Origin of the sequence: Bacillus sp. CH140a_4T, from assembly GCF_008923725.1 — a bacterium.
Lineage (GTDB): Bacteria > Bacillota > Bacilli > Bacillales > Bacillaceae_G > Bacillus_A.
This window is the reverse complement of the sequence record NZ_WBPF01000013.1, coordinates 377,074-391,854: the sequence shown is the minus strand read 5'-3', so window position 1 is coordinate 391,854 and position 14,781 is coordinate 377,074. Positions and strand designations below refer to the sequence as shown.

Here is a 14,781-nt window from a genome sequence, read left to right as displayed (position 1 = left end):
TTTTTTAATTGATTTTTGCGTATACGCGTGCATCACGTAAGCTACCATCTGGTGCTATGAAATCATTTTCCATTGTACCTTCTAGAATAAATTCTAAACGTTCTGCTAGGTTACATGCATTTGCATTTGTTGCATCAGTACGAATTTCAATTCTTCTAGCACTTAGCTTATCAAAGGCAAATTGAATGGCACCTTTAATGGCTTCAGTCATATAGCCTTGTTTTGTATAAGCGCTATGCAGCCAGAAGTGAAGTGAAAACTTTGGAATATCCCAGTTTTCAGGCTTGAGCGTTATAGCTCCGATGAATGTACCAGATACTTTATCGTATAAGTGAAAATCAAGTGTTTCACGAAGTAAAAACTGTCCGTGAGCGTTACGAACGATTTCTTCAGCACTTTCCTCTGTGTCAGCGTTAATTGGCATCCACGGTACTAAGTCTTCTAGAGAAGCTTGGATTGCTTCATACACTTCTGCACCATCACCTGGAAATGGCTTACGAACTTGTAAGCGTTCAGTTTGAAATAATGTTGGAAAATCTAATAATAATGGTTTCAAGAGAAATCCCTCCTATTCTCTACCTTTTAGTTTAGCAAAGTAGAGCGGAATTTCAATGTTAATTCGTCATACTTTTTTCTTTCTTTCATACATTTTTAGTAAGAGTGTGAACGGAGGGAAGAAAAATGTGGCGAAAAACTTGGCAAGACCGTGTAATGTCTCACATACAGGAAAACTCTTCATTATATATATTTAACGCTGTTTTATTATTGATGGGAGTAATATTTGGGGCCATTCTTGTAAATAGCTTACAATTAAATCAAAAACAAGATTTATCATTTTATTTACAACGTTTTTTTGGACAAGTTTCTAAAGGAGAATTTGCTATTGCAGGCGAAATGTTTCGAGAAAGTTACTTTTCGCAATTAAAATACATTGGATTTATTTGGATTTTGGGAATTTCAATTATTGGATTGCCACTTATTTTTATTTTATTATTTGTAAAAGGAGTAGTTGTCGGATTTACAGTAGGTTTTTTAGTCAGTCAGCATGGATGGAATGGATTATTATTAGCATTCGTTTCTGTATTGCCACAAAATCTCATTATTATTCCAGTATTTCTCGTTATGACAACAATTGCCGCAAGCTTTTCCTTGCGCATGATTAGGCATCAATTTATCCGGAAAATAACCGAGCCGCTATTACCATTATTAATTCGTTATACATGCTTCTTTCTTGTAATCGGAGCGGTGTTAGCTCTTGCTTCTAGTGTAGAAGCTTATGCATCACCAATTTTAATGAAAGAAGTCGTTGAGGCTATTAATAAACAATAAATACTTTTTGAGAATAATTATCAATTTGTTTTTATTGTTTTTCTTTTGACAGAAGCCCTTCTTCTGATATAATGGTGTAAGAGTGGCGAGGAGGGAGTAGTACCGAATGGAAGAAAGAATTGAACGAATTAAGAAGCAATTACATGCAGCGAGCTACAAATTAACACCGCAACGTGAAGCAACAGTTCGTGTGCTGCTAGAAAATGAAGAAGATCATTTAAGCGCAGAAGATGTTTACCTCCTTGTAAAAGAAAAGTCGCCAGAGATCGGATTAGCAACCGTCTATCGAACTTTAGAACTATTATCTGAGTTAAAAGTTGTCGATAAGATCAACTTCGGAGACGGTGTTTCACGCTATGACTTACGCCAAGAAGGTGCGCAGCGTTTTCACCATCATTTGATTTGTACACAATGTGGTGCTGTACAAGAAATACAAGAAGATTTACTTGGTGAAGTGGAAAGGAAAGTAGAACGTGACTGGAGCTTTAAAGTGAAAGATCATCGTTTAACATTCCATGGGATTTGTAAAAATTGTCAAGAAAATGAAACGGATGAAAAATAACCTTTTCCTATTTATCTAGGAAGAGGTTTTTTATTTGAATAAGGTATAAATTGGTGAAAGCTTGGCATATGTTGTAATAACTTATATTTTGGAGGAATTTACAATGCGCCGAGCTTTAAAATTAACTTTTGATGGGATAAAAGTATTTTTATTATTTACAAGTTGTACGATTTTGTTTTATTTCGCTATACTATGGATAAATGAAGAATATGAAAGCTATCATCGTTATGAAAAACCAAAAGAAGAGACTGTAGAAAAAGTATCAGGGAATGAAGAGCCGGCAAAAGATGCTTTCGTAAATAGAATGATGTTTTTCTATGAAAATGGGGAGTAGTGTAGATTGGAAGATCAATTAAAAGATTTTATTCATTATATGGTTGTCGAAAAAGGGCTAGCGAAAAATACAGTAGTATCTTATGAACGTGATTTAAAAAGTTATGTAAAGTATTTGCAAAATGTAGAACAAGCGAAAAGCTTTCATGAAGTAACACGCTTGCATATTGTTAATTTTCTGCAGCACTTAAAAGAAAACGGAAAATCTTCGAAAACATTAGCACGTCATATTGCATCGATTCGTTCTTTTCACCAGTTTTTACTTCGTGAACGAGCGGTAGAACACGATCCATCCGTACATATTGAAACGCCGCAAGGAGAACGGAAATTACCGAAAGTATTATCAATCGATGAAGTAGAGGCGTTACTTCAGACACCAAAAATGACGAGTGCTTTTGGGGTTCGTGACAAAGCGATGCTAGAGTTACTGTATGCAACGGGACTTCGTGTTTCTGAGTTAATTGCCTTAAATTTAGAAGATGTACATTTAACGATGGGATTTGTTCGTTGTATAGGGAAAGGGAATAAAGAAAGAATTATTCCACTAGGAAGTTTAGCGACGGAAGCGATTCAAAAGTATATTGAAAAGGGAAGAAGAGAATTGATGGGTAAAAAAGTAGTAGATGCACTCTTTTTAAACCATCACGGGAATCGATTATCAAGACAAGGTTTTTGGAAAATTTTAAAACGATTGGCGAAAGAAGCAAATATTGAAAAAGAGCTTACACCTCATACGTTGCGCCATTCTTTTGCTACGCATTTATTAGAAAATGGAGCAGACTTGCGTGCTGTGCAAGAAATGCTAGGACATGCAGATATTTCAACGACGCAAATTTATACGCATGTTTCAAAAGCTAGATTAAAAGATGTATATAAACAATTTCATCCGAGAGCATAGTGACTATGCTCTTTTTTTCATAGATTCAAAAGGTTATAGCACTTCACAAAAACTTCACAAACATTTCGTACATTGTTTTCAGCAGAAGACTAGAATATTACAATGTATTTCCTCTATACTAAATAAGGTATGAAGGAGGAAATGATGATGAAAAAACTTATTATGACTTTATTTATCGCGATGCTAGCATTGGCTGGCTGTAATACAAACAAAGAAGAACCGAAAAAAGAACAGAAACTGGAAGCTATAAAAGTAGCGGTTCAAACGAATCCGAAAGAAATTAAGCTTGGTGAAAAAACAGAAGTACAAGCACTTGTTACGCAAGGAAAAGAAAGAGTAACGGATGCTGATGATGTAAAGTTTGAGATTTGGAAAGATGGCGACGAGAAACACGAGATGTTAGATGGGAAGCATAAAGGAAAAGGTGTTTATGCAGTAGAGAAAACATTTGAAACTGATGGAGTATATCATATTATTCCTCATACAAATGCGCGTGAAATGCATGTTATGCCAGAAACAACAGTTGCTGTAGGAAATGCAAAAGTAGAAGATGTGAAAAAAGGAAATAGTGATCACGGTGCAGGACATGGCGATCATAAAAGCGATACGATGATCCACCTTATGGCTGGTGATATAAAAGCAAATGCAGAATCGACTATGAAAGTTCATTTAAAACAAAAAGAAGAAGCGTTAACTGGTGCTGAAGTACAACTTGAGATTTGGAAAGATGGTGTTGAAAAACACGAATTTATTCCAGCAAAAGAAGGAAATAAAGGAGAGTATGAAACGAAACATACTTTCAAAGAAAACGGTGCTTACAAAGTGAAAGTTCATGTTAAAAAAGGCGAACTGCATGAACATAAAGAAGAAACAGTAGAAGTAAAATAAAAAGCAGCTCTTTAGAGCTGCTTTTTATTTTTATCTCGTTATTTGTAAGTTAATTAATTTTTCACTTTATATGAAGAAATAAATCATAAAATAATTAGCACTTCTTTGCATAATGGATTACAATAGAAGTGTGAATAAAATAAGAAATTCTACGAAAATGTATTAAAAAGAAAGCGTAAACATGTTATGATATCAGTATCAGATGTCTGACATCTGACTTAGAAAAAACTAGAAATGTTTTTGAGTCGTTTCAAAGTAAACGAAATAGGTTAGAGAATCATTTAAAGAAGTACTGTTTACCAGTGAGAACGAAAGATAATTCTTATGAATAACAGTTTCACTTTATAGCGTTTTGAACATACTACAAGAAGTAGAACTGAACTTATAGGAGGTCGCAGTTATGAATAAATATAAACGTATATTCCTAGTCGTAATGGACTCTGTAGGAATCGGCGAAGCACCAGATGCTGAGCAATTTGGTGATTTAGGTTCTGACACAATTGGTCACATTGCTGAACATATGAATGGATTACAAATGCCAAATATGGTGAAGTTAGGTCTTGGTAACATTCGTGAAATGAAAGGTATCTCTAGAGTAGAAAAACCACTTGGATATTATACAAAAATGCAAGAGAAATCTACTGGTAAAGATACAATGACAGGACACTGGGAAATTATGGGCCTTTACATTGATACACCATTCCAAGTGTTCCCTGAAGGATTCCCCAAAGAATTACTTGATGAATTAGAAGAAAAAACAGGTCGTAAAATTATCGGTAATAAACCAGCTTCTGGAACTGAGATTCTGGATGAACTTGGCCAAGAACAAATGGAAACAGGCTCTTTAATTGTTTACACTTCTGCTGATAGCGTATTACAAATCGCTGCACACGAAGAAGTAGTGCCACTTGATGAGTTATATAAAATTTGTAAAATTGCACGTGAATTAACGTTAGATGAGAAGTACATGGTAGGTCGTGTTATCGCTCGTCCATTCGTTGGTGAGCCTGGAAACTTTACACGTACACCAAACCGTCATGATTATGCATTAAAACCATTCGGCCGTACGGTAATGAATGAATTAAAAGATAGTGACTACGATGTGATTGCTATCGGTAAAATCTCTGACATCTATGATGGTGAAGGGGTAACTGAATCACTTCGTACGAAGTCTAATATGGATGGAATGGATAAGCTTGTAGATACATTAAATATGGACTTTACAGGTCTTAGCTTCTTGAACTTAGTTGACTTTGATGCATTATTTGGACACCGCCGTGATCCACAAGGATACGGAGAAGCTCTACAAGAATATGATGCTCGTCTTCCAGAAGTATTCGAAAAACTAAAAGAAGATGACTTATTATTAATTACAGCAGACCATGGTAATGATCCAGTTCACCACGGTACTGATCATACACGTGAATATGTACCGTTATTAGCATATAGCCCAAGCATGAAAGATGGCGGACAAGAACTATCACTTCGCCAAACATTTGCTGATATTGGTGCAACGGTAGCAGAAAACTTCGGTGTGAAAATGCCAGAACACGGAACAAGCTTCTTAAACGAGCTAAAGAAATAGGGGGATAAACAAATGAATCGTGAACTTATTACAAAATCAGCTTCATACTTAAAAGAGAAATTTCAAGAAACGCCACAAGTAGGACTAATCCTTGGATCTGGACTAGGGGTATTAGCAGATGAAATCGAGAACGCAGTAACAGTACCTTACAGTGAAATCCCTGAATTCCCAGTATCAACTGTAGAAGGTCATGCAGGTCAACTAGTATTCGGTACACTTCAAGGTGTAACAGTAGTAGCAATGCAAGGACGTTTCCACTTCTATGAAGGATACGACATGCAAAAAGTAACATTCCCAGTTCGTGTTATGAAAGAACTAGGTGTAGAAACAGTTGTTGTAACAAATGCAGCTGGTGGTGTAAATACATCATTTGAGCCAGGCGATCTTATGTTAATTTCAGACCACATTAACTTCATGGGTACAAATCCATTAATCGGACCGAATGATTCTGAAATGGGTGTACGTTTCCCTGATATGTCTACATCATATACACCAGAACTTCGTGAAATGGCGAAACAAGTTGCAGCGGACTTAAATATTAAAGTACAAGAAGGTGTATACGTTGGAATGACAGGTCCTGTATATGAAACACCTGCTGAAATTCGTATGCTTCGTACACTTGGCGGAGATGCAGTTGGTATGTCTACAGTACCAGAAGTAATTGTAGCGCGTCATGCTGGTATGAAAGTACTTGGTATTTCTTGTATTTCAAATATGGCAGCTGGTATTTTAGATCAGCCACTTCACCACGATGAAGTAATTGAAACGACAGAACGTGTTAAAGCTAACTTCTTAGCATTAGTAAAAGCAATTGTAAAACAAATGAAGGGGTGACCTCACAATGAGAATGGTGGACCTAATTGCAAAAAAACGTGACGGACATGCATTAACGACAGAAGAAATTAACTTTATTGTTGAAGGATATACGAATGGTGATATTCCTGATTATCAAGTAAGTTCACTTGCAATGGCAATTTTCTTCCAAGATATGAACGATCAAGAACGTGCTGATTTAACGATGGCAATGGTAAATAGCGGTGATACAATCGACTTATCAGCTATTGAAGGGGTAAAAGTAGATAAGCACTCAACAGGTGGTGTTGGTGATACAACAACACTTGTGTTAGGTCCATTAGTAGCCGCTTTAGGTGTACCGGTTGCAAAAATGTCTGGACGTGGTCTAGGACATACTGGTGGTACAATTGATAAATTAGAAGCAGTTCCAGGATTCCATGTTGAAATCGAAAATGATGAATTCATGCGACTTGTAAATGAAAACAAAATCGCAGTTATTGGTCAAAGTGGAAATTTAACACCTGCCGATAAAAAATTGTATGCACTTCGTGATGTAACGGCAACAGTAAACTCAATTCCGCTTATTGCAAGCTCAATTATGAGTAAAAAAATTGCTGCTGGTGCAGATGCAATTGTTCTTGATGTAAAAACTGGAGCAGGTGCATTTATGAAAACAGATGAAGATGCAAAACGTTTAGCAGAAGCAATGGTGCGCATTGGTAATAACGTTGGTCGTAATACGATGGCTGTTATTTCTGATATGAGTCAACCACTTGGTGAGGCTATTGGTAACGCACTTGAAGTACAAGAAGCAATTGATACATTACAAGGTAAAGGGCCAAAAGATTTAGAGGAGTTATGTTTAACACTTGGAAGTCAAATGGTATACCTTGCTGGACAAGCTTCATCTTTAGAAGATGCGCGTGAGAAATTAATTGAAGTAATGAACAACGGTAAAGCGCTAGAATCATTTAAAACGTTCTTATCAGCGCAAGGCGGCGATGCATCTGTTGTTGATGACCCTTCTAAATTACCGCAAGCACAGTTTAAAATTGAAGTAGAAGCGAAGGAAGACGGTTATGTATCAGAAATCGTTGCAGATGAAATCGGAACAGCAGCGATGCTTTTAGGAGCAGGACGTGCGACGAAGGAATCTGAAATTGATTTAGCAGTTGGCTTAATGCTTCGCAAAAAAGTAGGGGACAGCGTGAAAAAAGGTGAATCCCTTGTTACTATTTACGCAAACCGTGAGAATGTGGAAGATGTAAAAGCAAAAATTTATGAGAACATGAAGATTGCTAACGAACATGTAGATGCACCAACATTAGTGCACGGCATCGTTACTGAATAATAAAAAAGGGCCAAGGAGTATTTCTCCTTGGCTTTTTTTACTATTTTTTGTTTATAATAATAATGGGTGAAATTATGATTAGAATTTGTGCAATAACAAAAACAGATGAAGTATTATATGATGTTTCGCTAGAAGAAACAACGAAAGACCATATTGCATGGTATTGGCTAGATTTATATAAGCCAACGAAAGAAGAGTATACATACATTTTGCAAGATCATTTTAAGTTCCATCCCCTTGCAATTGAAGATTGTATAGAATATGTACAGAGACCAAAAGTTGATTTTTATGATGGATATAACTTTTTAGTTCTTCATGCATTTGGTGAGGATGGATTAGAACCGCACGAAATCGATTTATTTATTAGTGATCGTTTTATTGTTTCTTTCCACTTTTCTCATAACAATGCAATCGAAAGAGTATGGAAAACACTTGGAGAAAAGAAGCGTATTAAAAATAGTCCCCTGCACGTAGCGCATACCATTATCGACCAAATTGTGGACGACTATTTTGCGCCTGTATATTACATTGAGGATCATTTAAATGCCATTGATGATAATTTAACGGGTGAGACAGCAGGAAGTGTGCTAGAAGAAGTATTTGATATACGTGCAGATTTATCGAAACTAAGGCGTACAATCATTCCGATGCGTGATTTATTGTATCGTATTTTAAATTCGACTCGTTTTTACGGTATAAGTGATCATGAAATTTATTTTAAAGATATACATGATCATTTACTGAAACTGACAGAAATGATTGAGGCAAGCCGGGAGTTAACGGCAGATATTCGAGATAGCTATTTTTCATTAAACTCACATCATATGAATAACATTATGAAAACATTAACTGTATTCTCGACTATTTTCATGCCATTAACATTTATTGCGGGAGTATACGGAATGAACTTTACGCATATGCCGGAGCTTGGTGGACAATATAGTTATTTTGTTTGTCTACTTCTAATGGCACTAATTGGCGGTGGCATGATGGCTTGGTTTTATAAAAAAGGATGGTTTAAGTAAAAAACACCGAGGAATTTTCCTCGGTGTTTTTACTTAACCAATAGCATGTAATACAAACATGGCTAAGAATAAGCATGTAACGATATACATAGACGGTGCGACTTCTTTACGCTTTCCAAGAGCAACTTTTAAGATAGGATAAGCAATAAATCCGAACGCAATGCCATCAGCGATACTATATGTGAGCGGAATCATGACGATAATTAAGAACGCTGGAAATCCTTCTGAAAAATCGTTCAGAGGAATTTGCTGAATGCTTGTAATCATCAGGCCGCCAATAATAATTAAGATTGGTGCAATGGCACTATCAGGAATTAGTTTGACAAACGGAAGTGCAAATAGTGATGCAAAGAATAACAACCCTGTAATGATAGACGTCAGACCTGTCTTTCCGCCTGCAGTAATACCTGCGGCACTCTCTACTGTTGATACGGTAGGGCTTGTGCCAAATAGACCACATGTCATTGCTGAAATTGCATTGGCTTGGTAAGCACGTGGGAATTTACGGTCATCTTCTAATAAACCGTGCAGAAGTCCCATGTTCTCAAAAATAAGCACCATGCTTAAGGAGAATGTTGCAATCCAAAACGGTAAGGAAGAAAGTTTGCCAAATGACATAGCTCCAAACACATCGCCGTAATTAGCGAATGAGAATGAACTATTACCGATTTGACTTGTATCAACAAGACCAAATAGCCATGCAATACCAGTTCCTATTGCAATCGTCCATAAAAAGCTTCCACGTACGTTACGAATAAATAGTACAAGTGCAACGATAAGAGTAAGTAGTGTCGCAAGAACGACAGGGCTACTTAATTTACCCATTGCAACAGCAGTATTTGGATTCGAAACGACTAAACCACCTTTTTGCAATCCGATAAATGCTAAAAATAATCCGATGCCGACAGTAATAGCTTCCTTTAATGACTTTGGAATCGATACTGAAAGCACGCGAGCGATTGGTGTAAACGCAGCAATTGCAAAAATAATACCAGAGATGAAGACAGCTGCTAATGCTTCCTGCCAAGTTAATCCGAGCGTATGCACAGCAGTGTACGTGAAGAATGCATTTACACCCATACCAGGGACAAGAATAGCAGGTGCATTTGCCCAAAATGCCATGAGCAGACATCCGACAAATGAACTGAAAACAGTTGCTAAAATTCCAGCTTCAAGAGGAATGCCAGCATCGGATAAAATGGATGCATTTACAATCATAATATATACGATTGTGAAAAATGACGTAACTCCAGCTAAAACTTCTTGTTTTGGTGATGTTTCGTGTAAACCTAATTTAAATGTTCTTTCAAGTATTCCTTTCATGTTAAACCTTCTTTTTCATATCCCTCTCCCACCCGTGATATCTCTTTTGTAAGAGCTCACCGTCCTTTATTATATCAGAACATCATGTTTTTACAACAAGGAAAATGATAACGTTTACTTATAAATGAAATTATTTATAAATACGTAAAAATCGCTCGTATTGTTGAAATGATTTCTAATTCTCCCGATTGAATGGGCGGAGCTGCTTGCGCATGTAAAGTAGCATAGGACGTCACTTCCCGTGGTAATTGGGCAGATTCTTCAACGAATGAGAGTGGAACTGGATTAATGTTTAAATTGTATGTACTCGCAATAGCACGAGCTTTTTCTACCGCTTGTTGCAGAGCTTGAATGAGAGCTTGCTCATAATATTTATTTGGATGAGATATTCGAAAACGTAATCCTTTTGCTAAGTTTGCTCCATTTGAAACGGCTATATCATATACTTCCCCTGCTTTTTGTACATTTAAAACGGTAATTTCATACAAATGTTCTACACGATATCCTTGTAATAATGCTTTATCATTTACATATTCGTACTGGGGCGTAATCGTATATGAAATGGTTTCTATATTTTTGTCGGCAATACCTAGTTGTTTTAGTGCATCCAATAATTGTTTTGATTGCACTGCATTCTCTTCTTGTGCCTGCTTTACATTTTTATGATCTGTACGAATACCAATCGTTAATATAACAACATTTGGTTTTGCTTTGACAACACCTTCACCTTGTACAGTAATAGTCGCTTCTTTACCAGTATTAGCTGTACGTACGTTGTGTAAATAAGGATTCATTCCACCTTGCATCTTCCATCACCATCCTTATTTATATGTATATGTGTGAACAAAAAAGAAATTTATATGAAAAAAGTTACATAAATGAGAATGTTGAGGGAAGAAAGCATATACAACATAGGTATTTATAGATTATAATATGTGTAAATATGATAAAAAAGGGACGAGGCTAGTGAACGAAAAAAGAGAAACACTGATTTTAGAGTTATCCGGATCATTCCGAAAGATGATACGTTTATTACAAAATGATATTAATACACGTTTTGCAGAACATATGCCATACAATGAATTTTCTGTATTACGCGCGTTATTTTTAAACAGTCCACAGATGGCTTCGCAAATTGCGAGTGAAGTAAACGTAACCTCCAGTCATATTACAGCTGTTACTGATCGTCTCGTACGAAAAGGGTTTGTAGAAAGAAAGCGTTCAAATTCAGACCGTCGTATCGTGTACCTAGAAATTACAGAACACGGAAGAGAAGTAACTGAAAAACTTGAAGCTGTGCGTAAAGAATATTATAAAGAGAGATTTAAAGGTTGGAGCGACCAAGAAATAGAAATGGTGTTAGAGCTATTTGGCCGCGTATTATAATAAATGAGGATAGGAAGCGAAAGCTTTCCTATCCTTTTTCTTTTGAATAAAAACATTTTGAAACTCCAATACTTTAATTAAAAAGAATCGGAGTGAAAAATTATGAAACGTATTTCTATGCTGTTCATTATGATTGGAAGTTTTTTCTGCTTTAATCAATTCGTGGATGCCGCAACGCCTCTTCAAGTCGTTCAAAAAGAATTACAACATATTTCAAATAAGCAACCGGTTTTATATTCAAAACTATGGATTCGTTCAATGCAGAATGCTATTTTATTTCATCATAGTGATAACATTCGGCATGAAGATACGATCAGTAATGTAACCAAGTCTTCTCTTGTAAAAGTAAAGCAGCTACCACTTCAAAAAGCATCACAGTACATCCCGAGATTATCACAATATATTTCTAAGTTTGAGGCTGAGAATGTGCAAGTGTATTATGTTGCAGCTCGATATGAAGTGAAAAAAGAAAATTCGTATCAGTTAAATGGAATGAATTATTTTATGCAAGTGTTTATTCAACAAGGGGGGGAATGGAGAATTGCTGAAAGCATAGTTGCTCCAACAGATCAAATCGTCGCAAATGGTGACGGGTTTGGAACGAAGCAAGAAAAAGAGTATGGGAAAAGAAGAGAGAATGTGAAATAACCCCTTTATTTAGATCGGGATATATATAATAAAAAAGCATTGCTCTTGTGCAATGCCTTTTTTATTTAGTTCATATAAGAGTTAAATAATTTCTAACATCTTTCTTTTGTCATTGTATGACTTTTTTCGTCAGCTTCTATCAATGCCATTGTTCCGTGTTTATAGTTTCACATCTATGATGCTTTTGGGAACATGTATCCACCACCTTAATGCATATTTATTTCCCTGCAAAAGCAAACTTCAATTTTAATAGACGTGTAAAAATGAAGTAACTTATGGTAGCGAATAGGAAAAATCCAACATAATAAGACAGAAGTGCATCTCGTCCGCCTAATATTCTACCACCAAGTAGTCCGAAGCATAGAACAGTGCAAATTATGAACCATTTTTGCAAGTTAGGAAACAATAGTATTTTTCCACTTTGTTCGTTCGGTGTACGTGTGTATAGAAAGGTTGCCATTGATAAAAAGATAATGATGTAAGAAAATGGTGTTAATAGTGTCCAAGGAGAAGGTACAGAAATACGCTCCATTGGTTTGTCCTGTGGTACACTAGAAAGTTTATTGCCATAGTCATCAAATGTTTCTATCGGGTGGTAATCATAAGTAATAGAAAAATATTCTAATGGTGAAATGATACCTATATGTTGTAAGTACTCATAAGTATGGTGCTCTATTTCTCCCATTGCATCTAAAGACCATTGTGTGTGAGAATAAATGAACCCGGAAATTAATAATCCAAAACCGTATGGTAAAAATAATAGAATGATAGTTAAACTACTTTGAGAAAATATATGTCCAGTAATAGTTCCGATAAATAAGGCGAATGTATAAATAGCGATAAGTACAACGGTAGCATATAGAAAGTAACTATAGAACGGAGCAAAGTTTTGATACTCATTGTGAAACGACATGTTCTTTATTGCGTACATGCTAATCCAGCAAACAATTTGTACTGTAATAATATTCAAAACACCAAGCCACCATTTTGTTAAAAAAATATCCTTTCGTTTAAAAGGCATCGAGAATAGAAAATCAGTTGATTGATTGTTACGTTCCCATCCAATTAAAAGACAAGCGAGTGCAATAAGAGTAGCTCCTTGAAAGAAGACGGCACCATCAGATGTCTGAAAATAGTAGGAGTAGTAATATGTATAGTCACCAAATTTCATTTTTGATAGTTTTAGTTGCATTTGTGCTGCTTGATAATATTTATAAGGTAGTTGATATAAACTAATTAACCAAAATAATAGAATTATATATTTTCCTTGCTTCCATTGCCTCATCCATAAAGCTTTATGAAACATGTGAATCCTCCTCAAATGTAGTGATAAAAATATCTTCAAGTGACATTGTTAATTCTTCAATGAGTATAGGTTGTTCTTTATAAAACTTCTCCAGTGTTGTAGCCACATTTCCCTCAATTAAGATTGTATACACTTTTCCTGTTTGATTTAATATTTTAATATTGCTTAAGTTTTCTAGTTTTTGAGGTAATGAACGTTCGTAAGCAACTTGGATTTTAGCAAATCGTGATTTTGCATCGTCTAGTGATGTAATAGAAGAGATAGTATGGCCTTTTAATATAATGATTGTATCTGCAATTTGTTCCACTTCATCTAAGTGGTGAGTTGAGATGAAAATGGTAAGCTCTTTTTCCGCAACTTCTCCAACAAGAAACTGTAAAATCTGCCTTTTAACGATAGGATCAAGTCCGTTTGTCGGTTCATCTAAAATGATATATTCTGCTTTTGTCGAAACAGCTAAAATGATAGCAAGTAGTGCTTTCATACCTTTTGAATAACTACGAATTCGTTTGTTTGGTAAGTTAAAACGTTCTAACAGTTCATAGAAATATGCTTCATCAAATGCGGTATAAACTTCTTTATAAAACTTTACAATTTCTTTTACCGTATATCCGTTCAGTATGTTAGTAGAATCAGGGACATATACGATTTTTTGCTTTATTTCAGGACACTGATGAATGTTTGTATCTTCATATGTAACAGTCCCTGCATCAGGATCTAAAATGCCGACCATCGTTCGTAATAAAGTTGTTTTCCCCGCACCGTTTCTTCCGAGTAATCCGATGATACTTCCTCTTTGTAATGTGAAAGAAACATCATCTAAAATTGTTTGATTATCAATCGTTTTCTTCAAGCTTGTCACTTTCAGCATCTGCATTCCCTCCAATCTCTTTATAGTATGAATCTATCCAATCATGAATTTTATCTTTCGTAACACCAAGATAAGAGGCTTCTAATAGTAATTGATGAAATTGCTTTTCAACCATAGCGATTTTCCTTTCGTCTAATGTTGGGGCAATCGATTGGGATACAAATGTTCCTTTTCCTCGTAATGTTTCAATAATCCCTTGTCGCTCTAACTCTTGGTACGCTTTACTCACTGTATTTGGATTTATAACGAGTAAAGAAGCGAGTTCGCGTACAGAAGGTAGTTTGTCACTTGGAGCTAACATGTTCTTCAATACGAGTTCTTTTATATTTTGAACAATTTGTTCCCATATCGGAGTGTTGCTTCTTGGATCAAGTTGAATATGCAAGAGCAATGTCTCCTTTCTGACTTGTATTAGGTGTACTACTTCATGTAATACACTTAATACAATATAGGTGATGAATGTATTTGTCAACTGAAAATA

General features: G+C 35.7%; 17 protein-coding genes. 11 read left to right on the top strand and 6 right to left on the bottom strand.

What is annotated here, in order from left to right; translation table 11 throughout:
- Window positions 1-4: 4 nt before the first annotated feature.
- Window positions 5-556, bottom strand: coding sequence for a GNAT family N-acetyltransferase (locus F8162_RS10675; protein WP_151632963.1), 552 nt, complete (start codon window positions 554-556; stop codon window positions 5-7).
- A gap of 155 nt (window positions 557-711) precedes the next feature.
- Here F8162_RS10675 and spoIIM point away from each other — a divergent pair, with 155 nt between their 5' ends.
- From spoIIM to corA, 9 genes are all read left to right on the top strand, one after another.
- Window positions 712-1,329: a stage II sporulation protein M gene (gene spoIIM / locus F8162_RS10670; RefSeq protein ID WP_225990154.1), complete on the top strand. Its 618-nt coding sequence runs from the start codon at window positions 712-714 to the stop codon at window positions 1,327-1,329.
- Window positions 1,330-1,435: 106 nt separating this feature from the next.
- Window positions 1,436-1,891: a Fur family transcriptional regulator gene (locus F8162_RS10665; protein WP_000392657.1), complete on the top strand. Its 456-nt coding sequence runs from the start codon at window positions 1,436-1,438 to the stop codon at window positions 1,889-1,891.
- Between the two features lie 103 nt (window positions 1,892-1,994).
- Window positions 1,995-2,225, top strand: coding sequence for a YqzK family protein (locus F8162_RS10660; RefSeq protein WP_001250432.1), 231 nt, complete (start codon window positions 1,995-1,997; stop codon window positions 2,223-2,225).
- Between the two features lie 6 nt (window positions 2,226-2,231).
- The gene (gene xerD / locus F8162_RS10655) at window positions 2,232-3,122 is read left to right on the top strand and encodes a site-specific tyrosine recombinase XerD (RefSeq protein ID WP_000390083.1); all 891 of its coding nucleotides are present in this window, start codon (window positions 2,232-2,234) and stop codon (window positions 3,120-3,122) included.
- Window positions 3,123-3,266: 144 nt separating this feature from the next.
- A complete protein-coding gene (locus F8162_RS10650) occupies window positions 3,267-4,010 on the top strand; it encodes a FixH family protein (RefSeq protein WP_151632961.1) in 744 nt (247 codons plus the stop codon).
- A 400-nt stretch (window positions 4,011-4,410) separates the two neighbouring features.
- Window positions 4,411-5,595: a phosphopentomutase gene (gene deoB / locus F8162_RS10645; protein WP_151632959.1), complete on the top strand. Its 1,185-nt coding sequence runs from the start codon at window positions 4,411-4,413 to the stop codon at window positions 5,593-5,595.
- Between the two features lie 12 nt (window positions 5,596-5,607).
- Window positions 5,608-6,429, top strand: a complete 822-nt coding sequence (locus F8162_RS10640; RefSeq protein WP_001078443.1) for a purine-nucleoside phosphorylase — start codon at window positions 5,608-5,610, stop codon at window positions 6,427-6,429.
- A 7-nt stretch (window positions 6,430-6,436) separates the two neighbouring features.
- Window positions 6,437-7,741 carry a pyrimidine-nucleoside phosphorylase gene (locus tag F8162_RS10635; protein ID WP_001243077.1) on the top strand — a complete coding sequence of 435 codons (1,305 nt, stop codon included), beginning with the start codon at window positions 6,437-6,439 and terminating at the stop codon, window positions 7,739-7,741.
- Between the two features lie 62 nt (window positions 7,742-7,803).
- The gene (corA, locus tag F8162_RS10630) at window positions 7,804-8,766 is read left to right on the top strand and encodes a magnesium/cobalt transporter CorA (RefSeq protein ID WP_151632957.1); all 963 of its coding nucleotides are present in this window, start codon (window positions 7,804-7,806) and stop codon (window positions 8,764-8,766) included.
- Between the two features lie 33 nt (window positions 8,767-8,799).
- Here the strand turns inward: corA and F8162_RS10625 are convergent, their stop codons facing one another.
- Both F8162_RS10625 and F8162_RS10620 read right to left on the bottom strand, forming a co-directional pair.
- Complete coding sequence (locus F8162_RS10625) at window positions 8,800-10,089, bottom strand: NCS2 family permease (RefSeq protein WP_151632955.1); 1,290 nt, start codon at window positions 10,087-10,089, stop codon at window positions 8,800-8,802.
- Window positions 10,090-10,223: 134 nt separating this feature from the next.
- Window positions 10,224-10,895: an SIMPL domain-containing protein gene (locus F8162_RS10620; RefSeq protein WP_001161444.1), complete on the bottom strand. Its 672-nt coding sequence runs from the start codon at window positions 10,893-10,895 to the stop codon at window positions 10,224-10,226.
- Window positions 10,896-11,055: 160 nt separating this feature from the next.
- Here F8162_RS10620 and F8162_RS10615 point away from each other — a divergent pair, with 160 nt between their 5' ends.
- Together F8162_RS10615 and F8162_RS10610 are read left to right on the top strand one after the other, a co-directional pair.
- Window positions 11,056-11,475, top strand: a complete 420-nt coding sequence (locus F8162_RS10615) for a MarR family winged helix-turn-helix transcriptional regulator (RefSeq protein WP_001003313.1) — start codon at window positions 11,056-11,058, stop codon at window positions 11,473-11,475.
- Between the two features lie 102 nt (window positions 11,476-11,577).
- Window positions 11,578-12,123, top strand: a complete 546-nt coding sequence (locus tag F8162_RS10610; protein ID WP_151632953.1) for a hypothetical protein — start codon at window positions 11,578-11,580, stop codon at window positions 12,121-12,123.
- Window positions 12,124-12,340: 217 nt separating this feature from the next.
- Here the strand turns inward: F8162_RS10610 and F8162_RS10605 are convergent, their stop codons facing one another.
- The 3 genes from F8162_RS10605 to F8162_RS10595 are packed head-to-tail and all read right to left on the bottom strand — an operon-like array spanning window position 12,341 to window position 14,685.
- Window positions 12,341-13,429: an ABC-2 transporter permease gene (locus F8162_RS10605; RefSeq protein WP_151632951.1), complete on the bottom strand. Its 1,089-nt coding sequence runs from the start codon at window positions 13,427-13,429 to the stop codon at window positions 12,341-12,343.
- Window positions 13,419-14,300, bottom strand: a complete 882-nt coding sequence (locus F8162_RS10600; protein ID WP_151632949.1) for an ABC transporter ATP-binding protein — start codon at window positions 14,298-14,300, stop codon at window positions 13,419-13,421. Before F8162_RS10600 ends, F8162_RS10605 begins: the two co-directional genes overlap by 11 nt.
- A complete protein-coding gene (locus F8162_RS10595; protein ID WP_151632947.1) occupies window positions 14,266-14,685 on the bottom strand; it encodes a GntR family transcriptional regulator in 420 nt (139 codons plus the stop codon). The genes F8162_RS10600 and F8162_RS10595 overlap by 35 nt, the downstream gene beginning before the upstream one ends.
- Between the last annotated feature and the right edge of the window lie 96 nt (window positions 14,686-14,781).

Coding starts and splice junctions, on each gene's coding strand:
- F8162_RS10665 (WP_000392657.1), top strand. CDS start 1,436: ATGGAAGAAAGAATTGAACGAATTAAGAAGCAATTACATGCAGCGAGC.
- F8162_RS10610 (WP_151632953.1), top strand. CDS start 11,578: ATGAAACGTATTTCTATGCTGTTCATTATGATTGGAAGTTTTTTCTGC.
- deoB (WP_151632959.1), top strand. CDS start 4,411: ATGAATAAATATAAACGTATATTCCTAGTCGTAATGGACTCTGTAGGA.
- F8162_RS10600 (WP_151632949.1), bottom strand. CDS start 14,300: ATGCTGAAAGTGACAAGCTTGAAGAAAACGATTGATAATCAAACAATT.
- F8162_RS10605 (WP_151632951.1), bottom strand. CDS start 13,429: ATGTTTCATAAAGCTTTATGGATGAGGCAATGGAAGCAAGGAAAATAT.
- F8162_RS10620 (WP_001161444.1), bottom strand. CDS start 10,895: ATGCAAGGTGGAATGAATCCTTATTTACACAACGTACGTACAGCTAAT.
- F8162_RS10635 (WP_001243077.1), top strand. CDS start 6,437: ATGAGAATGGTGGACCTAATTGCAAAAAAACGTGACGGACATGCATTA.
- F8162_RS10640 (WP_001078443.1), top strand. CDS start 5,608: ATGAATCGTGAACTTATTACAAAATCAGCTTCATACTTAAAAGAGAAA.
- corA (WP_151632957.1), top strand. CDS start 7,804: ATGGGTGAAATTATGATTAGAATTTGTGCAATAACAAAAACAGATGAA.
- spoIIM (WP_225990154.1), top strand. CDS start 712: ATGTCTCACATACAGGAAAACTCTTCATTATATATATTTAACGCTGTT.
- F8162_RS10660 (WP_001250432.1), top strand. CDS start 1,995: ATGCGCCGAGCTTTAAAATTAACTTTTGATGGGATAAAAGTATTTTTA.
- F8162_RS10650 (WP_151632961.1), top strand. CDS start 3,267: ATGATGAAAAAACTTATTATGACTTTATTTATCGCGATGCTAGCATTG.
- F8162_RS10625 (WP_151632955.1), bottom strand. CDS start 10,089: ATGAAAGGAATACTTGAAAGAACATTTAAATTAGGTTTACACGAAACA.